At 70.0% G+C, this 18,148-nt stretch carries 18 protein-coding genes; 9 read left to right on the forward strand and 9 right to left on the reverse strand.

All coding sequences use genetic code 11. The features are described from left to right. Positions 1–373: 373 nt before the first annotated feature. Positions 374–931 (reverse strand): Clp protease N-terminal domain-containing protein, encoded by a 558-nt coding sequence (locus ACZ7L6_RS39435; RefSeq protein ID WP_471932650.1) that lies wholly within the window; start codon positions 929–931, stop codon positions 374–376. A gap of 198 nt (positions 932–1,129) precedes the next feature. On the opposite strand from ACZ7L6_RS39435, the gene ACZ7L6_RS39440 reads away from it, so the two are divergent. Then, entirely contained in the window at positions 1,130–1,318 is a 189-nt protein-coding gene (locus ACZ7L6_RS39440; protein WP_471932652.1) for a hypothetical protein, read from the forward strand. A 177-nt stretch (positions 1,319–1,495) separates the two neighbouring features. Then, positions 1,496–1,927 carry a type II toxin-antitoxin system Rv0910 family toxin gene (locus ACZ7L6_RS39445; protein WP_471932654.1) on the forward strand — a complete coding sequence of 144 codons (432 nt, stop codon included), beginning with the start codon at positions 1,496–1,498 and terminating at the stop codon, positions 1,925–1,927. A 153-nt stretch (positions 1,928–2,080) separates the two neighbouring features. On the opposite strand, the gene ACZ7L6_RS39450 is transcribed toward ACZ7L6_RS39445, so the two are convergent. Then, the gene (locus tag ACZ7L6_RS39450; RefSeq protein ID WP_471932656.1) at positions 2,081–2,695 is read right to left on the reverse strand and encodes a PadR family transcriptional regulator; all 615 of its coding nucleotides are present in this window, start codon (positions 2,693–2,695) and stop codon (positions 2,081–2,083) included. A 300-nt stretch (positions 2,696–2,995) separates the two neighbouring features. Here ACZ7L6_RS39450 and ACZ7L6_RS39455 point away from each other — a divergent pair, with 300 nt between their 5' ends. Further along, positions 2,996–3,451 carry an HAD family hydrolase gene (locus ACZ7L6_RS39455; protein WP_471932658.1) on the forward strand — a complete coding sequence of 152 codons (456 nt, stop codon included), beginning with the start codon at positions 2,996–2,998 and terminating at the stop codon, positions 3,449–3,451. Between the two features lie 573 nt (positions 3,452–4,024). Next, positions 4,025–4,834: a PhzF family phenazine biosynthesis protein gene (locus ACZ7L6_RS39460; RefSeq protein ID WP_471932660.1), complete on the forward strand. Its 810-nt coding sequence runs from the start codon at positions 4,025–4,027 to the stop codon at positions 4,832–4,834. A gap of 105 nt (positions 4,835–4,939) precedes the next feature. Here the strand turns inward: ACZ7L6_RS39460 and ACZ7L6_RS39465 are convergent, their stop codons facing one another. Both ACZ7L6_RS39465 and ACZ7L6_RS39470 read right to left on the reverse strand, forming a co-directional pair. Continuing rightward, a complete protein-coding gene (locus tag ACZ7L6_RS39465) occupies positions 4,940–5,740 on the reverse strand; it encodes a CPBP family intramembrane glutamic endopeptidase (RefSeq protein ID WP_471932662.1) in 801 nt (266 codons plus the stop codon). Between the two features lie 195 nt (positions 5,741–5,935). Then, positions 5,936–7,453: a glutamate-cysteine ligase family protein gene (locus ACZ7L6_RS39470; RefSeq protein ID WP_471932664.1), complete on the reverse strand. Its 1,518-nt coding sequence runs from the start codon at positions 7,451–7,453 to the stop codon at positions 5,936–5,938. Positions 7,454–8,013: 560 nt separating this feature from the next. On the opposite strand from ACZ7L6_RS39470, the gene ACZ7L6_RS39475 reads away from it, so the two are divergent. Together ACZ7L6_RS39475 and ACZ7L6_RS39480 are read left to right on the forward strand one after the other, a co-directional pair. Beyond that, the gene (locus ACZ7L6_RS39475; RefSeq protein ID WP_471932666.1) at positions 8,014–8,625 is read left to right on the forward strand and encodes a hypothetical protein; all 612 of its coding nucleotides are present in this window, start codon (positions 8,014–8,016) and stop codon (positions 8,623–8,625) included. Between the two features lie 504 nt (positions 8,626–9,129). Beyond that, positions 9,130–9,336, forward strand: coding sequence for a DUF5999 family protein (locus ACZ7L6_RS39480; protein ID WP_398824564.1), 207 nt, complete (start codon positions 9,130–9,132; stop codon positions 9,334–9,336). Between the two features lie 211 nt (positions 9,337–9,547). Here ACZ7L6_RS39480 and ACZ7L6_RS39485 read toward each other — a convergent pair whose 3' ends face one another. From ACZ7L6_RS39485 to ACZ7L6_RS39500, 4 genes are all read right to left on the reverse strand, one after another. Next, positions 9,548–10,597, reverse strand: coding sequence for an endo-1,4-beta-xylanase (locus ACZ7L6_RS39485; RefSeq protein ID WP_471932669.1), 1,050 nt, complete (start codon positions 10,595–10,597; stop codon positions 9,548–9,550). A 55-nt stretch (positions 10,598–10,652) separates the two neighbouring features. Further along, entirely contained in the window at positions 10,653–11,417 is a 765-nt protein-coding gene (locus ACZ7L6_RS39490; RefSeq protein WP_471932705.1) for a carbohydrate ABC transporter permease, read from the reverse strand. Positions 11,418–11,479: 62 nt separating this feature from the next. Beyond that, positions 11,480–12,484 carry a carbohydrate ABC transporter permease gene (locus tag ACZ7L6_RS39495; protein WP_471932671.1) on the reverse strand — a complete coding sequence of 335 codons (1,005 nt, stop codon included), beginning with the start codon at positions 12,482–12,484 and terminating at the stop codon, positions 11,480–11,482. Positions 12,485–12,490: 6 nt separating this feature from the next. Beyond that, on the reverse strand, positions 12,491–13,786 hold the full coding sequence (locus ACZ7L6_RS39500) for an extracellular solute-binding protein (RefSeq protein ID WP_471932707.1): 1,296 nt from the start codon (positions 13,784–13,786) through the stop codon (positions 12,491–12,493). A 663-nt stretch (positions 13,787–14,449) separates the two neighbouring features. Between ACZ7L6_RS39500 and ACZ7L6_RS39505 the strand changes: the two genes are divergently transcribed. Beyond that, positions 14,450–16,405: an APC family permease gene (locus tag ACZ7L6_RS39505; RefSeq protein WP_471932673.1), complete on the forward strand. Its 1,956-nt coding sequence runs from the start codon at positions 14,450–14,452 to the stop codon at positions 16,403–16,405. A gap of 102 nt (positions 16,406–16,507) precedes the next feature. Further along, complete coding sequence (locus ACZ7L6_RS39510; protein WP_471932675.1) at positions 16,508–17,029, forward strand: hypothetical protein; 522 nt, start codon at positions 16,508–16,510, stop codon at positions 17,027–17,029. Here the strand turns inward: ACZ7L6_RS39510 and ACZ7L6_RS39515 are convergent. Further along, positions 17,007–17,588: a DUF1707 SHOCT-like domain-containing protein gene (locus ACZ7L6_RS39515; RefSeq protein ID WP_471932677.1), complete on the reverse strand. Its 582-nt coding sequence runs from the start codon at positions 17,586–17,588 to the stop codon at positions 17,007–17,009. The genes ACZ7L6_RS39510 and ACZ7L6_RS39515 overlap by 23 nt on opposite strands. Positions 17,589–17,697: 109 nt before the next feature. On the opposite strand from ACZ7L6_RS39515, the gene ACZ7L6_RS39520 reads away from it, so the two are divergent. Then, on the forward strand, positions 17,698–18,093 hold the full coding sequence (locus tag ACZ7L6_RS39520) for a TOBE domain-containing protein (protein WP_471932679.1): 396 nt from the start codon (positions 17,698–17,700) through the stop codon (positions 18,091–18,093). Positions 18,094–18,148 lie beyond the last annotated feature (55 nt).

Raw genomic sequence — 18,148 nt, forward strand, 5'->3', positions numbered from 1 at the left:
TGACAGGAGCGTCATCCCCGATGACACCTGTCTCACCGAGTGGACGCGGGTTGGGGCTCGGGGACGGGGGTGAGGAACGGCTTGCGGGCGGTTCGGGTCGTAGCCGAGGGCGAGGAATGGCTTGCGCGCGGGTTCGGCGATGGCGTGGGGGTTGGCTCGCGCCCGGGTTCAGCCATGGTGGAGCGGCTCGCGCCCGGGTTCAGCCATGGTGGAGCGGCTCGCGCCCGGGTTCAGCCATGGTGGAGCGGCTCGCGCCCGGCTTCGGCGATGGGGTGGGGATCGAATCGCGCCCGGGTTCTGCGACGGTGTGGGCATCGGCTCCCGCCCGGGTTCCGCCATGGCGGGCAAAACGGCTCGCGCGCCGCTTCGCCGGCTAGCGGGCGGCGTCGCCGCTGACGTACTCGTCCCGCCGCTCGTCGATCCGGGCCCGCAGCGCGTTCGCGTCGATGCCGGCGCGGGCCAGTACCTCGACGGCGCGCGCCTGCGGGTCCGTCACGATCGCCGCGAGGAGGTCGATGCCGCGGGCCTGTGCGTCGCCGCGCCGGGCGGCGCGTCGGCGGGCGTGCTCCATCGCGCTCGCGGCCAGGGGGGAGAAGCCCTGGCCGTCCATCACCACGGGTACGGCTCCGGAGTCCTCGACGGTGCCCTGCCAGCGCAGGCCGTAGCCGATGGTGCGCTGCACGAGATAGCCGAGCAGGCGGGCGATCTGCGGTCCCTCGCCGAAGACGGCGTACACGTCCGGGTCGTGTTCCAGGAGCGAGTGCAGCAGGTGGGCCGTGTCGATCTGCCGGTCCCCGTCCCTGACCGCCCGGCGGCGGGCACCGGCGATCACCGCTGCCAGCTCGTCACTGAGCCTGGCATCGTCCGCCGCGGCGTCCGGGCGCCGGCAGTCCTGTTCCTGGGCGGACTGCCGGGGAATACGGGGTTGCACATCCCCTACCCCATCAGCCGCGTCGCGCCAGGTCATCCCCGGGAGGAAGCATTTTCGCGTCCCACACAGAGTGGACTCGGGCGGCCGTGATCTCCTCCTTACGGATGAGATCACGGCGGAAATCCCGGAGGGGCGTGCGCCCCCTTGCCATGCGCCTCGTACGCAACCATGGCGCTCCATCGCACGTCCCACAGGGACATGAAGAGCAGGTGCTGGCTGGTGGCGCTGTCTGCCGTCGACGGCAGACAGTACGTCTACCGCGTGTACGCCCCGGAGGACGCCCTGCTCGCCGACCTGTTCTGGGAGGCGTGGCACCGCCACGAGGAGAGCGCGTTCCCGCGCGCGTGGGATCTGTTCGACGCGGCGGTGATACGGCTGGTGGGCTGACGGGCCGGGAGAAGCCGGTTGGCCGAGCCGGGGGACGAGCAGGTGGGGCGAACGGTTGACCGATCCGGTTGACCGATCCGGCGCCTCCACACTTTCTGACGGTTCATCAGTATTGAATGTTCCAGGCCCCCCGGCTACGTTCCGCGACACCGTAGCCCGAGTCGAAGGGGTGGTCGCATGGCTGAAGTCAGCGCGGAGGCACGCATCGAGGCACCGGCCGAGAAGGTCTGGAGCCAGCTGACGGACTGGTCGGCGTACGGACAGTGGAACGCCACCCATACCAGCTTCCCGGGCGGCGGCCCCGCCGTTCTCGAAGTGGGCGGGACCTTCCAGGAGAACATGAAGCTCATGGGGTTCCCGGCCGAGGTCGAGTGGACCATCGAGGAACTGGAGCCGGCGCGGGTGCTGGCCATCCGCGGCAAGGGGCCGATGGCGGTGAGCGTGGCCACGCGCTACACCCTCACGCCGGACGGCGACGGCGCCACGGACGTGCGCATCGACGGCGAGTTCACGGGCGCGGCGGTGTCGCTGATGGCGGGCAGGCTCAAGGACTCGGCGACGGCGGCACTGAACGAGTCGCTGCGCAAGCTGGCCGGATTGGTGACCTGAGCACCGTCAGCGCACGCCGACACCCCACCACCGCACACCAACAGCTCCCCACCACACCACCACACACCGACACCCGCACCACGCACACGAAGGCGCCCCGCAGATCACTCCACGGGGCGCCTTCACACACGGCGGGGAGGCCGCCGACACCGCTCAGTCCTCGTCGGCGAGGATCAGATACAGCTTCTTGCGGGCGTCATTGATGACGGCGAGCGCCTTCTCGCGCTGCTCCTTGCTGCCCGTCTTCCAGACCTGCCCGAAGGCCTCCATCAGGCCGAAGCCGGCCTGGCGGATCTCACCCAGGGCCTCCCAGTCGACACCGCGGGAGGCTTCCTCCCAGGGCGCCTCGGGCCCGGCGTCGGCCGCCTCGCGGCCCGACTCGGTGAGCGAGAACAGCTTCTTGCCGCCCTCGGTCTCGCTGGCGATCAGACCCTCGTCCTCCAGCAGCTGGAGGGTGGGGTACACCGAGCCGGGGCTGGGCTTCCACGCCCCGCCACTGCGCTCGGCGATCTCCTGGATCATCTCGTAGCCGTGCATGGGCCGGTCCTTCAGCAGGGCGAGGATCGACGCGCGTACGTCACCTCGCCGCGCCCTCCCTCGCGGTCCACCTCGCCCCCTCGGCCCCCAGGGGCCGGGCCCGAATCCGGGCCCACCGAAGCCGGGGCCGCCCGGCCCGAAGGGCCCGAAAGCAGCCCGGAGCCCCTCGAAGCCACCTCGGCCGTGGTGACCGTGCCCACCGTGTCCACGCTCGAATCCATGGGAACGCATCGCAATCACTCCATTCCATCGTTGATCTGTCGCGATGCCTCAACGATATATCGGGATAGTTCGAGAGGCAAGAGCCCGGCCGGCGAGAGGCAGCAAGGGGCAGCCAGCGGCAGGGAGCGCTGCGTCCGTGATCCACCGCGGTTCAAGGTCGGCGGCGGGCAGATCGTGTTCGGGGGAAGGCGGCGACGCTGCCACGGAGAGCCGTATCGCGGTCGACCAGCGTGTTGTCGAGGTCCAGCAGCAGTAACGGCATCGCGCCCTGAACTCGCCGCAGCCCTGGCCGACCGATACGCAGGGCTGGTGCCGGCCACCGCCGTCCGTGCCCTTCTCGACACCGCTGTCGCCGAACGCGTGGTGCTGGCGCACTCTGCTCACCGGGCACTGAGCCGGGCGCGAGCCGACGGTTGGACCTGCGTGGTCGTCACCAACGGCCGCACCGCCCAGCAGGAGGCGAAGATCCGCCGCACCGGGCTCGACCTGCTCGTCCAGGGCTGGGTCGCCTCCGAGGCCGTCGGCCACAAGAAGCCCGAGCCGCAGACCTCCCGGGCGGCCGCCGCGACCGTAGGCGTCCCCCTGCGGGGCGCGTGGATCATCGGCGATTCACCGCACGCCGACATCCCCGGCGCCTGCGCGCTCGGGCTTCGCAGTGTGTGGGCGTCGGACGGACGGTCCTGGGCACAGGATTCCTACCGGCCCACTCACACCGCCCACGAAGTCACCGCCGCGATGAACCACGCAATGGTTGCGCGACGTTGAGGGACCACCCACCCCGTTCCTCCGTGACGCGGCGCTGAGGGACAACCCACCCCCACCCTCCGGCGCGGCACCGACGGACCGCCCACGGCCGCCCGCCGCGGCGCAGCGCTGAGGGACCCCACGCCCCCACCACCTCGGCGCGGCACCGACGGACCGCCCACGGCCACCCTCCGCGGCCGGCGCCGACGGACCGCCGCCCCACCCTCCTCGGCGCCACGCTGAAGAACCACCCACCCCCACTCCTCGGCGCAGCACCGACGGACCGCCCACGGCCGCCCTCCGGGGCCGGCACTCGACGGACCGCCGCCCCACCCTCCGCGGCGCAACGCTGAAGAACCCCACACCCCCACTCCTCGGCGCAGCACCGACACACCGCCCACGGCCGCCCTCCGGGGCCGGCACTCGACGGACCGCCGCCCCACCCTCCGCGGCGCAACGCTGAAGAACCACCCACCCCCGCCCTCCACGGCGCTGCATTGACCGACGACCCGCCCCGCCCCCCTCCCCCAAGTCGGTCCAGCAGCAGCGAATTGGCCTTGGCCAGGGCCCGGGCGGAGCCTTTAGCGTCGGGCCATGCGTATCCGAATCGTCGACGCCTTCACCGACCGCCCCTTCGCCGGGAACCCGGCCGGGGTCGTGCTCCTCGACGCCTTCCCCGACGACAACTGGCTGCAGAACGTGGCCCTGGAGGTCAACCACGCCGAGACGGCCTTCGCCCACCGCCTGCCCGAGGGCGGCGAGGCCGACTGGGCGCTGCGGTGGTTCACCCCGGCCACCGAGGTCGCGATGTGCGGCCACGCCACGCTCGCCACCGCCCACGTCCTGCACTCCACGGGCACGCACGACGGGCCGGTACGGTTCGCCACCCGCAGCGGCGTCCTCATCGCCACGCCACAGCAGGACGGCTCGATCACCCTGGACTTCCCGACGGCCCCCCTCACCCCGGTCGACGTCCCGGACGGGGTCGCGGAGGCACTCGGCGCCGAGCCGCGCGCGGCCTTCGACACCGGCCCGAACGTCGGCGACCTGATCCTCGAACTCGCCGACGAGAAGACGATCCGTGCCCTCAGGCCCGACCACAAGGCACTCGCCGCCTACTCCGCGCGCGGCATCATCGCCACCGCCCGCGCCGAGAACCCCGCGCTGGGCTACGACTTCGTCTCCCGGTGCTTCTTCCCGAACGTCGGCATCGACGAGGACCCGGTCACCGGCAGCGCCCACACCGCCCTCGCCCCCTACTGGTCCGAGCGCCTCGGCAGGGCCGAACTCACCGGCCTGCAGGCCTCCCCGCGCTCCGGCCGCGTCCGCACGGAACTCCGCGGCGACCGCACACTGCTGAGCGGCCGCGCGGTGACCGTCATCGAAGGGGAGTTGGTCGCCTAGACCTGGCCCGGCCCATGCCGCGGGGATGCCGAAGGGGGCGTACGAGACCGTCGTACGCCCCCTCGATCACGCTCACGCGCCCGGCCTGGTCACGCGCCCGCCTGCTCACGCCGTCGGCAGCCAGCCCACCTTCCCGGCCAGCAGCGCATACCCGACGAACGCCCCTATGTCGAGCAGCGAATGCGCCACGACCAGCGGCCCCACACGGCCCCAGCGACGGTAGAGGTACACGAACACCACACCCATCGCCATGTTGCCGATGAACCCGCCGATGCCCTGGTAGAGGTGGTACGAGCCGCGCAGTACGGAACTGGCCACCAGCGCGGTGCCGGGCGTCCAGCCCAACTGGCCCAGGCGGCGCAGCAGATAGCCGACGACGATGACCTCTTCGAGGATCGCGTTCTGCAGGGCCGACAGGATCAGCACCGGGTACTTCCACCACACCTCGGGCAGCGCCTCCGGCACGACGGTGAGGTTGAAGCCGAGCCCTCGGGCGGCCAGGTAGAAGGCGATCCCGGTGCTGCCGATCACGGCCGCGATCGCCGCGCCACGGCCGAGGTCCGGCCAGGGCCGGGTGCGGTCGAATCCGAGCGTGCGCAGACTCGCCCCCTCCCGCAGCAGGAAGTGCGCGACGAGGGCGACGGGCACCAGCGCGGTGGTGATCCCGAAGAGCTGCCAGGCGAGATCCAGCCAGGGGCGGCCCGGTGCGGCGGAGGCGTTGAGGGTGGCGGCCTGGTCCTTGAGGCCGCCCGGTTTGGTGACCGATCCAACAAAACTGATCAGGGCGGAGACACCACTCGCCCCGAGCGAAAGCCCCAGAACGAGCAGCGTCTCGTCACGGAGGATCCGACGCGAGGGCCGCTCGTGCGGAAAGGAATCGGCCACGGGGCCTGCCTCGCCCTGCACACCTGCCTCCAGTTGAGTAAACCCCTTGCCTGTGCATCAGGGAGGGGCACCACCGTCATGGGACGTCACAGCTTGCCCGATCAGTATGGGGCGAGCGGCAGCGACCCCCGTCGATGTCCCCACGGAGGCGGGGCGGCAGCAGAGCAGGACTGACGGGAACCTCTTTCCGAGTTCCCGTCAATCACCTTCCCGCGCTCACCCGAGCAGCACCGGTTCCAGTAACCCCACCGGCCACGTGTGCACCGGATCCCCGCGACGCATCAGCTCGCGGTACCGCCGGGTCGTGGCAGCCAGCGCCGCCTCACGGGTCATGCCCGTCTCCAGCGCCCGGTGGAAGGTGGCCGCCTGCCAGGACGCCCCGTTCGTCCGCCGCCGGCACCGCTCCTCGATGACGCCCAGGTAGAGGTCCCGGTCGGCCGGCTCGACCCCCCACGCCTCCAGGCCGGCCTCGGCGAGCGGCAGCAGTTCGTCGCGTACGAGGCTCACCGCGTCGACCTCGGTCGTGCCGCCGTACCGCCCCCGCCGGGGCCAGCGCAGCCGCGCGTCGATGCCGTGCTTGCACGCCGCGTCGAAGTTGGCGGCCGCCACGTCGAAGGGCATCCGGGTCCATACGGGCCGCGACTCCTCGGCGAGGGCGCGGACGACGCCGTAGTAGAAGGCCGCGTTGGCGATCACGTCCGTGATGGTGGGCCCGGCGGGCAGCACGCGGTTCTCCACCCGCAGGTGCGGGACACCGTCGGCGATACCGTAGACCGGGCGGTTCCAGCGGTACACGGTGCCGTTGTGCAGGACGAGCTCGGCGAGCTTCGGTGTGCCGCCGGCGTCGAGGACCTCGAGCGGTTCCTCGTCGTCGCAGATCGGCAGCAGGGCCGGGAAGTAGCGCAGGTTCTCCTCGAAGAGTTCGTACGCCGAGGAGACCCACCGCTCCCCGAACCACGTGCGCGGCCGTACGCCCTGGGCCTGGAGCTCGGGCGGGCGGGTGTCGGTGGACTGCTGGAACAGGGGCGGGCGGGACTCGCGCCACAGCTCGCGTCCGAAGAGGAACGGTGAGTTGGCGCCCACGGCGACCTGGGCGGCGGCGACCGCCTGGGCCGCGTTCCACACGTCGGCGAAGCGGGCCGGGGTGACCTGGAGGTGCAGCTGCACGGAGGTGCAGGCGGCCTCGGGGGCGATGGACTTCGACGTGCACATCAGATGTTCGACGCCGTCGATGTCGAGCGTGAAGTCCTCGCCGCGGGCGGCCACGATCTGGTCGTTGAGCAGGGCGTAGCGGTCGACGTCGGAGAGGTTCGAGGAGACCAGGTCGTCCCGGTCGAGGGTCGGCAGAATGCCGATCATCACGATTCCCGCGTCGAGCTCACCCGCTTTTCGGTCGGCATATGCCAACGAGGTACGGAGTTCCTCGGCGAGCCGGTCGAATACCCGCCCCTGCAATCGATGTGGGGCTATGTTTACTTCCAGATTGAACATGGCGAGTTCTGTTTGGAAATCCCGGCTCGCGATCCTCTCCAGCACCTGCGCATTCAGCATTTTCGGCAAGCCGTCGGCGCCGGCGATGTTCAATTCGATCTCCAGCCCCATGAGGTTCTTGGGGCGGTCGAACCGCTTCTCCGCCAGCAGCCGCTCCAGGCCCGTCAGACACTGCCGCAGCTTCTCGCGGTAGCGCTGGCGATCGGACAGATCGAACCGACCTGCCACGACCTTCTCCCCCATCGAAGCTTCCCTCCTCGGATGGGCGGGCCGAAGATCCGGCCGCCGGTCTCCCGGGTCAGGTGGGATGATGCCCAGCCGAAGCGATCGATAACGTCCCGCGCGCGTCCGGCGCCCGCTAGGCTGTCGGACGTGACCGGCGGCACATTCACCGGGCATGCAGCACGGTGCAGTTTCGGTTGGCTCGCGAACTCGTGAAAAACGCCGACGAGAATTGGCCGACCGCAACCGGGGCATTTATCGAGGTCACCGCTGTATGACCGGCCGGGAGTCGGGATGATTCCCGCATATCACCGGCCGAATGTACCCTTGTCGAGTGCACCGAAAGCGGTTAGATGAAACACCGTCTGAACACTCGTCGTATAAACTCCGCAATCAAGGCAGAGAGTTGGCGCCCGCGGTCCCAGGACCTGCCGTCCAGGTGACGTACGGCAGGCCTCACCCATCCCCCTCGCGCTCCCTGACCCCGGCCCTCGCCTCTCTGACCTCCGTGAGCAGACAGCGCCGTCCGCCCCCGCCCCGCCCTCGCGCCACCGTGCCTGTCGAATGAGAGGCGACCCACCATGCCGCTGCATGTGCCCCCGGCTCCCGCGCCCGCCCTTCGCTCCGTCCTCACCGCGCTCGGCTCGCCCACCGCGGTCCTGGAGGCGCGAACCCCGTCCCTGCGTGCCGCCCAGGGGCCCGCCACACCCGAACTCCCGCTGCCCGTCCACGTCGTGGACGAGATCACCCCGGCAGGCGTGTCCGCGACCCGGCTGGCCGGCTGGCGCTTCCTGATCCGCTGCGGCGATCGCGCAGTGGCCGCCGCCGAGACCCGGCTGACCCCCGACGGCTGGGCCTTCTCGCACTTCTTCGAGGGCCCCTACATCGCCTCGACGGAACGCGCGCTGCGCCAGGCAGAGACGTTCCAGCAGCCCTACCAGCCGCGCCTGCTGTCGTTCCCGCGCCTTTACATGCTGACCCTCTGGCTGCACGGCGACTGCACCGCGGACGGCGCCGTCGGCCACCCCGACGCCGCGGACGTCCTCGTGCCCCTGGCCCCGGCCCCGCCCGGCATCGCGTCGCACCTGCCGCACCGGGTCGCCGAGCTGCTCCCGGTGCTCACTCATCGGGCGACCCCGGCTCCCTTGCCCCCGCTGCCGCCCCTGCCTCCACTCCTGGGCTCACCCGCCTGACAGCGCCCGGCGCGAGCGCCCGCGTACCCCGCCACCCCCGTCCGGGCAGCGGGGTACGCGGCTGTTCGGCAACGGGATTAGGCTCGTATCGGACAACAGGAAACGCGCGTACGAGCCGTAAAGCACGCGGTGCATTACTCGTACGAGCAGGAAAGCACTCGCCTGAGCGCGAAAAGGGCGCGACGGCGAGGAGGGTTTCGCTCGCGCGAGCGACAATGCGCTCGAACGAGCCCCTCAGGGCCCGCGGCCCGCCCGGACTAGCCCCATCCGACCACGGCGAACCACCCGAAGTGACCGGGGAGTTGGGATGAACCGTCCGCGCTCGGGATGCGTCATCAACCTGTGAGAAAGCGGTGCTGCGAAATCCCTGCGGATTGACGCCCGTGGGGCAACACTGGGTTCCGACCGACCTATCAACGGGGGGCGGCCATGAACGACGTTTCACGCCGCGAAACAGACACGACAGCCATCTCACACATCACGACAGAGCGAAAGATCCCATCCATGTGCCAGCACCAGCCACCGTGCCCCTCAGCCGACTCCGCCGACCGGGAATCCGCCCGTCTCGTGGCGCACCACCCGGAGCAGGGATGGAGCCTGCTGTGCAACGGTGTTCTGCTCTTCGAGGACACCGGTGAGCTCCTGCCGGACGGCCAGATCATCGCCCCGCACCGCCCGCTGGGCACCGGCAAGGTGGTGACCGCCGCATAACGCCTGCCGGCGGATCACGCCGGAGAGGCACCACCGGGCGGGCCCCGCCACGCCCGGCGTTCTTCCAGGGGCCGGTCGCAGACCCTGACTGCGAGCCGGCCCCCACGTGCGTCCGGGGTTGATCACTCAGCGTAGCCGACCGTGTGTCCGGCCGACTGTCCCGGGCGACCCTCGTACCGACGCCCGGGACAGTGGCGGCCTGTCCCCCGGCCTACCTCAACGCCTCCCGTATCGCGTAGTACGCCGGCTTCGGCCGCAGTTCCTCGTCCCACGGCAGCGCGGCGCCCTCGCCCGGGAAGAACGCCGGGATCCAGGAGTACTTGTCCGTGTAGTCCCAGACGGTGATGCCCACGCACCGGCGCACCGCCAGGCACGCCTCGGTCATGTCCCGGTACCAGTCGGCCTGCTGGGCCAGCTTTTCCTCGGTCGCGGGCAGCAGCATCCGTACGTCGACCTCGGTCAGCGCCGTGTCGAGGCCCAGCCGGGCGAAGCGGCGGAGGTTGTCCTCCAGCGTGGCCGGATAGCCGTACTGGAGCGCCAGATGGGCCTGGAGGCCGAAGCCGTGCAGCGGGACGCCCTGCGCCTTCAGCTCCTTGGCCAGCTTGTAGTAGGCGTCGCTCTTCGGGCCGATCGCCTCGACGTTGTAGTCGTTGAGGTAGAGCTTGGCCTTCGGGTCGGCCTGGTGGGCCCAGCGCAGGGCGTCGGCGATGTAGCCGGGGCCAAGCGTCTTGTAGAAGATCGTCTCGCGGTAGGTGCCGTCCTCGTTGAACGCCTCGTTGACGACGTCCCAGGCGTAGATCTTGCCGCGGTAGTGCCGTACCTCGGTCTGGATGTGCTTCTTCAGTACGGCCCGCAGCTCGCTCGCCGTCCACTCTCGGTCGGTGAGCCAGCCGGGCAGCTGGCTGTGCCAGACCAGGGTGTGGCCGCGCACCCGCTGGTGGTGGGCGCGGGCGAGGTTCACGATCTCGTCGCCCTGGGAGAAGTCGAATACGCCCTGCTGGGGTTCGGTGGCGTACCACTTCATGCCGTTGCCGGGGGTGATCATGTCGAACTCGCTGCCGAGGATCGACTTGTAGGGCTCGTCGGTGAGTTCGGGGTTGTCGGTGGCGCTGCCGTAGTAACGGCCGTGCTGCTGGGCGAGTTCGGCGAGAGTCGGGGGCTCTTCGCCCGCCTGGGCGGCCGGGCCGGTGGCGATACCGGCCGCGACCAGGACGGTCGCGAGGGCCCCGCAGAGTCTGAGCCGGACGGTCGTCTTGTGCATGGTGCGACTCCTCACGTGTCGGGTGTGGGGTGAGCCGTACGTCCGCCTGCGCGCCTCATCCCTTGGTGGCGCCGGCGGTGAGGCCGCCGACGAGCTGGCGCTCGGCGACCGAGTAGAAGGCGAGGGCGGGGACCATGGCCAGCACCAGGTACGCGAAGACTCTGGCGTACTCCGCGGAGTACTGCCCCTGGAACTGCTGCACGCCGATCGGGATGGTCCACCAGGTGTCCTCGGTGAACACCAGCAGCGGCAGGAAGAAGTTGTTCCAGCTGGTGACGACCGCGAGCACCGAGACGGTGCCGAGCGCGGGCCGCGCCATCGGCAGCAGCACCCGCCAGAAGAACCCGAAGGAGCTGCACCCGTCGAGCGTGGCCGCCTCCTCCAACTCACCGGGGATCTGCCGGAAGAAGCCCCGCAGGATGATGATCGTCATCGGCAGTCCGAAGGCGGCCTGCGGGAGGATCACGCCGAGCGGGTTGTCCAGGAGGCCGAGGGACCGCAGCAGCAGGAACAACGGCAGGGCGGCGACCGCGAAGGGGAACATCAGCCCCATCGTGAACAGCGTGAACAGCGCCTCCCGGCCGCGGAAGGCGAACCGGGCGAAGGAGAAGGCCGCCAGCGCGGAGACCGCGACCACCAGGACGGTCGTGCCCACCGCGATCAGCGTGCTGTTGCCGAGCAGCCGCCAGAAGTCCGTCGAGCCCAGGATCCCGGTGTAGTTGGAGGTCACCCATGATTCGGGCAGTCCCACCGGGTTGCGGGAGAGCTCGTCGGTGGACTTGAAGCCGGACAGGACGGCGTACAGCAGCGGTACGACCATCACGGCGCCGACGGCGACAAGGATCACGTGCAGCGGCAGGGTGTTCCTGCGGGACTTGGCGCTCACTTGCCGTCTCCCCTCATCGTCGTGGTGGCCCCTTCCAGGTCGCGGCGGAGCACGAACCGCTGGTAGGCGAGGGCGAAGACGAGGCTGATGCCGAACATGACGACGCTGATCGCGCTGGCGTAGCCGACCTGGTAGCGCTTGAAGCCGTACTGGAACATGGTCACGGCCATGGTCTCGGAGTGGTGGTCGGGACCGCCCGCGGTGGTCACCCAGACCAGGTCGAACAGCTGGATCGACCCGATGACGGACAGGAACACGCTGATCCGGAGGGTCGGCGCGAGCAGCGGCAGGGTGACGCTGCGGAAGCGCTGCCAGGGCCCGGCGCCGTCGATCAGCGCGGCCTCGGTCAACTCCCGGGGAACGGCCTGGAGTCCGGCGAGGTAGAGCATCATGTGGAAGCCGAAGTACTTCCACATCATCACCAGGAAGAGCGTCGCCATGACCATGGACGGGTCGGCGAACCACTCCCCGCCCAGCCCGTCCAGGCCGACGGAGCCCAGAAGGTGGTCGGCGAGGCCGTCGTCGGGCGCGAAGATCATGCTGAACAGCACGCCCGTGATGGCCTCGGACAGCACGTACGGCGCGAAGAACAGCATTCGGTACACCGCCCGGCCGCGCACCTTCTGGTTGAGCAGCACGGCCATGGCGAGCGCGAACGGCAGCTGCAGGGCCAGCGACAGCACGACCAGCACCAGGCACCGCCACAGGTCGCCGAGGAAGACGGGGTCCTGGAAGAGCCGGGTGAAGTTGTCGGTGCCGATGTAGTCGGACGGCATGCCGAAACCGCCCCAGCGGAAGAAGGCGGCGTACAGCGCGAACAGGATCGGCAGCAGGACCAGCACGAGGAAGAGCACGAGGGCGGGCACCTGGAATCCGACCGCGGTGAGCCAGTGCAGCGCGCGCCGCCGGGCCCGCCCCCGGGACGCGCCGTCGGACGGGGGCGGGAGGTCGACGCCGGGGCCGGGCCGCTTGTCGGCGTGCGGCAGGAACGTGGAGGTCATCGCCGGCTACTGCTCTTCCTTGGTGGTCTTCGTGATCGACTCGGTGACCTGCTGGGGAGACTTGGACCCGGCGATGAGCGCGGCCACGCTGTCGTTGACCTCCTGGCCGACGGCGGGCGCGTAGGCCTGGTCGAGATAGAGCTGGAAGCCGGTGGCCGCCTTCAACTGGGCCTGTACGGCCTTGATGTTGGGGTCCTTGATGGCGCTCTCGGCCGCCGGCACGACCGGGAGGACGCCGGTCTTCGCGACCAGTTCCCGGTCGGTTGCCTCCGAGGCGAAGAACTTGAGGAAGTCGACGGCGGCCTGCGGGGCTCCGCTGCGCAGGGCGTGTCCGCCGCCCCCGCCGAACACCTCGGTGATCGCGCCCTTGCCGCCCTCGACCGCGGGGAACGGGAAGAAGCCGAGGTCGTCACCGAGGCCCTTGCCGGAGTCCGCCTGGACGACCGGCGCCCACTGGCCCATGAGCTCCATCGCGGCCTTGCCGTTGCCGACGGTCGCTGCCTGGCCGGTCGGGGTGGAGTAGGCGGCGCCGAGGAAGCCCTTCTGGAAGGGCTGGAGGTCGACGAGGTCCTGGAGGTGCTGTCCGGCCTGGACGAAGACGTCGCCGGTGAAGTCCTTGTCGTCGTAGGCCTTCTGGAGGGCGGAGGCGCCGGCGGTGCGCATCGCCAGGTAGGCCCAGTAGTACATGCCGGGCCACTTCTCCTTGCCCGCGAGGGCGAGCGGGGTGGTGCCCTTGCCCTTCAACTCGCGTACGGCGTCGAGGAAGCCGCTCCAGGTGGTGGGCGGCTCGGTGATGCCCGCGTCCTTGAAAAGCGCCTTGTTGTACCAGAAGCCGATCATGCCCATGTCGAACGGAATGCCGTACACCTTCTCGTCGATGAGGTACGGCTCCTTCGCGACCGGCAGCAGGCCGTCGGCGAAATCTTTCGTGCGGTCCGTGAGGTCCTCGACGAGCCCGGCGTCGACCTGTTGCTTCAGGACGCCGCCGCCCCAGGTGTGGAAGATGTCGGGCAGCTTCCCGGAGGCGGTCAGCGCCGTCATCTTGGACTTGTAGGCGTCGTTCTCCAGCTGGACGATCTTTATCTTCACCTTGGGGTTCTGGGCCTCGAACTTCTTGGCCAGCGCCGCCCAGACGCCCTTCGTCGGCTCCGTGGTGGAGATGTTCCACCACTCCACGGTGGTCGTCCCGTCCGACGACCCTCCGTCCGAGCCGCCGCCGCAACCGCTCAGTGCCGTCATGCCCAGACCGGCCACGGCGGAGGCCGCGAGGAAGCCGCGGCGGGACAGTCCCGGGTCGCCCATCATGCGCTCCTTGGGTACGGGACGGCACGTCCACGGCCGTCCAACTGGACCGAAACTTTCGGAATTGATCCAGAAAGCTGCGTTGTTGCCGCACCCTAGAGACAGCTGATGAACGGTGGCAACCCCTTGGACATGGTGAATCTGCCGCCAACCGGCTGAGCCGAAGGCGTCCTTGAAAGGTCAGGAGCCCAGCGACCATGAGCCGCCCGGCCGGTGGCGGTGTCGCACCATCGGCTGGACCCGGCCGTCTCCCAGGGGAGGGAGCGAAACATTCGGCTCAATTGGCGAACCTTACGGAGTTGGGGTGTACCAGGTGCCCGAGCGATGGCCGCCGGAGGCGCTGCCGTCCGAGAAGCCGCAGCGCGGGAAGGGAAGCGGCCGGGCACGACCGGCGCGGGAGCCGGTGCCGCGAACACGCCGTGACGCTCCGTGTCCATCGCCGCGCGGCGGCCACGCCTCACCGTCAGTGCCCGACCGGACCCGAACAGCCCCGGAGCTCGATGGTTGCCGTGCGGCCGACGCCGACCCGGACAGTCTTAACGGAAGCTTGACGCCGCGGGCCCCCAGATCCGCAGGCCAGTGCGTCACTCTCTGCTTACGCTGGTGCCGCCGTCCGCGTGATGGCCGGAATCGCACGCCGTCCCGCACATCAGGAGCACGCCGATGGCCACGACCGAACACCCGGCGCCCAGCCGCCTGCGCGCCTGGATGCTGGAGGGCCTGTCCGACATGGGCAAGGGTCACGGACCCCAGGGCCCGCACGCCGAACCCGAACCGCCGCACAGGGGTCAGCCCTGGTACCGGGTCATGTGCCTCACCGGCGTCGACTACTTCTCCACCCTCGGCTACCAGCCGGGCATCGCGGCACTCGCCGCCGGCCTGCTCTCCCCGGTGGCGACCGTCATCCTGGTGATCGTCACCCTGGCGGGCGCTCTGCCGGTCTATCGCCGCGTGGCCCAGGAGAGCCCGCACGGCGAAGGCTCCATCGCGATGCTGGAGCGGCTGCTGTCCTTCTGGAAGGGCAAGCTGTTCGTCCTGACCCTGCTCGGCTTCGCCGCCACCGACTTCCTGATCACCATCACCCTGTCGGCGGCCGACGCCTCCACCCACCTCGTGGAGAACCCGCACCTGACCGGCGTCCTGCACGACAAGCAGATGCTGATCACGCTCATCCTCGTCGCGCTGCTGGGCGCGGTCTTCCTCAAGGGGTTCCTGGAAGCGATCGGTGTCGCGGTGGCCCTGGTGGTGGCTTATCTGGGCCTCAACGCCGTGGTCGTGGCGGTCGGCTTCTGGCACGTGCTGACCGAGGGGCATGTCGTCACGGACTGGTCCAACGCCCTGACCACCGAGCACGGAAACGTTCTTGCCATGGTCGGCGTGTCCCTGATCGTCTTCCCGAAGCTGGCCCTCGGCCTCTCCGGATTCGAGACCGGCGTGGCCGTGATGCCCCACGTCCAGGGCGACCCGGACGACACCGAGGAGCAGCCGAAGGGCCGTATCAGGGACACCAAGAAGCTGCTGACCGCGGCCGCGCTGATCATGAGCGTGTTCCTGATCACCACGAGCTTCATCACCACCGTGCTCATCCCGGAGAAGGAGTTCGAGGACGGCGGCCAGGCCAACGGACGCGCGCTCGCCTACCTCGCGCACGAGTACCTCGGCAACGGCTTCGGCACGGTCTACGACGTCTCGACCATCGCCATCCTCTGGTTCGCCGGCGCCTCGGCCATGGCCGGCCTGCTCAACCTGATGCCGCGCTACCTGCCCCGCTACGGCATGGCCCCGCACTGGGCGCGTGCCGTCCGCCCGATGGTCATCGTCTTCACCCTGGTCGCCTTCCTGGTCACCTGGATCTTCGACGCGGACGTCGACGCCCAGGGCGGCGCCTACGCCACCGGCGTGCTGGTGCTGATGTCGTCCGCCGCGATCGCGGTGACCATCGCGGCCCGTCGCGCCCAGGAGCGCGGCTGGACGATCGCCTTCGGGATCGTCTCGGCGGCCCTGCTCTACGTCACCGTGGTGAACGTCATCGAGCGCCCGGACGGTGTGAAGATCGGCGCCTGTTTCATCGCCGGCATCATTCTCATCTCCTTGCTTTCAAGACTGCTGCGCGCCTTCGAACTACGCGTGACCGACGTGACGATGGACGACATGGCCCAGCGGTTCGTCCGGGACATCGCCAGCCGCAAGATCCGGTTCATCGCCAACGAGCCCGACCGGCGGGACAAGGCCGAGTACCGCGACAAGATCGAGCAGATCCGCAACGACAACGACCTCACGGAGCAGGAGGACTTCGTATTCCTCGAGGTCACGGTCACCGACCCCTCCGAGTTCGAGGGGGGACTGCAGGTCCGCGGCGAGGTCATGCACGACCGCTACCGCGTCCTGACCCTGGAGTCCTCCTCCATACCCAACGCCCTGGCGGCCCTCCTCCTGCACGTCCGCGACACGACCGGCTGTATCCCGCACATCTACTTCGAGTGGACCGAGGGCAACCCTTTCGCCAACTTCCTCCGCTTCTTCCTCTTCGGCCAGGGCGAGGTCGCCCCGGTCACCCGCGAAGTGCTGCGCGAGGCGGAACCGGACCGCGAGCGCAGGCCACGCGTGCACACCGGCTGACACCCCCTCGGGCATCAGGATCGCGTCAAGGATGAACCGTAAGGCGTCAGAGCGGCGTCGCCGGTGGTCACTTCGGCGGCGGGGCGCCCTACCGTCTGCACTGTGGCAGGAAGCAGACCGCGTGCCGCCCCGACCGGCGACCGCCACTGGCGTGGCAGCGCTCGGTTCGCCACGGGCTGCTCTGTGGCTTTCCTCTGCATGACCCTGCTGGTCGACCTGGACGCGGAGACGCTGACCCCGCCCCGGGCCCTGCTGTGGCTCGTCGTGACCGCCGTGATCTTCACGATCCTGCTCCCCCAGCGCGTGACCGCGGGCCCTGGATGGCTGGAGGTCCAGGGGCTCCTGCGACGGCAGTGGGTGCGTACGGACGCGCTGGTGGCCGTGCGGCAGTACGGCGACATCTCCGCGCACTTGATCCTGCGGGACACGGACGGCCACCGCCTGGAGCTGGACCCCCGGACCCTGGTCGCCAACCCGCTGCTGTGGCACGAACTGGACACCGGCGTACGCCGCTCACGCGAACACGGGACGCTGCTCGAAGGAACGGACGTATTAGAGCAGTTGGGGCGCCGGATCGACGATGTGACGACGCGCGCGGTGCTCAGGGCGTCGGGGATCTTCTGAACGGGGTGCGCCGCGCAGGACGTACCAGGACCCGCGCGTACGTGATCCGTCCGGCGATCTCCACGCGCAGGACGACCGGCGCACCGGCGTCACCGGCCGGCCGCGCCTTGACCTTGGCGTAGTCGATCCCCAGGGAGTCGGTGTCCACCACGACCCCCGGCCGCGTGACCGGCCTCGGGGTGCCGCCCCGCATGTCCAGGTCGATGTGCAGCGTCCCGTCGGCTGTCACCACCTGCGTGAAGTCGAGGATCACATCGCCCCAGGAAAACTCGATCTCCAGCCGCCGGGGCACCACCCAGCCCTCGCCCCGTACGACGGAACCGCCCTGCTGCTCGATCCGGACGACGTCCTTGGCCTCGGCACCGCCCAACCCCGGCGGCAGACCGCCGGCAGCTCGGCCAGTGCACCCAGTGTGCGGGCGGAGGGCGGTGGTCACCCCCTCGTCCCGTCCCTCCATGGTCAGCCGACCGTCGCCCGCCGCGGCGTTCAGGATGTCCACGACGCGGTCCCGGTCCGCGTCCGAGGCCCACAGCCCCGTACGCGAGAGCTCAGCCGACATACCCTCACCCCGATCGCAGGTCACCAGCCGCACTAACGCCATATCGCGTTATACCCAACGGCCAACCCCGCGCCCGAAGTTCCCGGTCGGTGCCCCTATCGTGACCGGCATGCACTCCTACACGATCGGCCAGGCGGCGCGGCTGCTGGGCGTCAGCCCCGACACCGCCCGCCGCTGGGCGGACGCGGGCCGCGTGGCGACCCATCGCGACGAGACCGGACGGCGCCTCATCGACGGCAAGGACCTCGCCGCGTTCTCCGTCGAACTCGCCAAGTCGCCCGCCGGCGAGGAGGAGACCTCGTACACCTCGGTCCGCAACGCATTCCCCGGCATCGTCACCGCGATCAAACTCGGCGACGTGGCGGCCCAGGTCGAGATCCAGGCCGGCCCGCACCGGCTGGTCTCGCTGCTCACCCGCGAGGCGGTCGAGGAACTGGGCCTGGAGGTGGGCATGGAGGCCACCGCCCGCGTGAAGTCGACGAACGTCCACATCGACCGCGCGTGAGCCGACAACACGGCGCACTACGGTAGGGATCAAGAGCCCAAACCCCCACAAACTC

The organism is Streptomyces sp. NPDC107522, from assembly GCF_055657525.1.

Excerpts from the sequence above, each read along its gene's own strand:
- ACZ7L6_RS39445 (WP_471932654.1), top strand. The coding sequence starts at position 1,496 with ATGGCTGAAGTCAGCGCGGAGGCACGCATCGAGGCACCGGCCGAGAAG.
- ACZ7L6_RS39500 (WP_471932707.1), bottom strand. The coding sequence starts at position 13,786 with ATGGGCGACCCGGGACTGTCCCGCCGCGGCTTCCTCGCGGCCTCCGCC.
- ACZ7L6_RS39475 (WP_471932666.1), top strand. The coding sequence starts at position 8,014 with ATGCCGCTGCATGTGCCCCCGGCTCCCGCGCCCGCCCTTCGCTCCGTC.
- ACZ7L6_RS39505 (WP_471932673.1), top strand. The coding sequence starts at position 14,450 with ATGGCCACGACCGAACACCCGGCGCCCAGCCGCCTGCGCGCCTGGATG.
- ACZ7L6_RS39440 (WP_471932652.1), top strand. The coding sequence starts at position 1,130 with ATGAAGAGCAGGTGCTGGCTGGTGGCGCTGTCTGCCGTCGACGGCAGA.
- ACZ7L6_RS39520 (WP_471932679.1), top strand. The coding sequence starts at position 17,698 with ATGCACTCCTACACGATCGGCCAGGCGGCGCGGCTGCTGGGCGTCAGC.
- ACZ7L6_RS39515 (WP_471932677.1), bottom strand. The coding sequence starts at position 17,588 with ATGTCGGCTGAGCTCTCGCGTACGGGGCTGTGGGCCTCGGACGCGGAC.
- ACZ7L6_RS39495 (WP_471932671.1), bottom strand. The coding sequence starts at position 12,484 with ATGACCTCCACGTTCCTGCCGCACGCCGACAAGCGGCCCGGCCCCGGC.
- ACZ7L6_RS39490 (WP_471932705.1), bottom strand. The coding sequence starts at position 11,417 with ATGGTCGTACCGCTGCTGTACGCCGTCCTGTCCGGCTTCAAGTCCACC.
- ACZ7L6_RS39485 (WP_471932669.1), bottom strand. The coding sequence starts at position 10,597 with ATGCACAAGACGACCGTCCGGCTCAGACTCTGCGGGGCCCTCGCGACC.
- ACZ7L6_RS39450 (WP_471932656.1), bottom strand. The coding sequence starts at position 2,695 with ATGCGTTCCCATGGATTCGAGCGTGGACACGGTGGGCACGGTCACCAC.
- ACZ7L6_RS39480 (WP_398824564.1), top strand. The coding sequence starts at position 9,130 with ATGTGCCAGCACCAGCCACCGTGCCCCTCAGCCGACTCCGCCGACCGG.
- ACZ7L6_RS39470 (WP_471932664.1), bottom strand. The coding sequence starts at position 7,453 with ATGGGGGAGAAGGTCGTGGCAGGTCGGTTCGATCTGTCCGATCGCCAG.
- ACZ7L6_RS39460 (WP_471932660.1), top strand. The coding sequence starts at position 4,025 with ATGCGTATCCGAATCGTCGACGCCTTCACCGACCGCCCCTTCGCCGGG.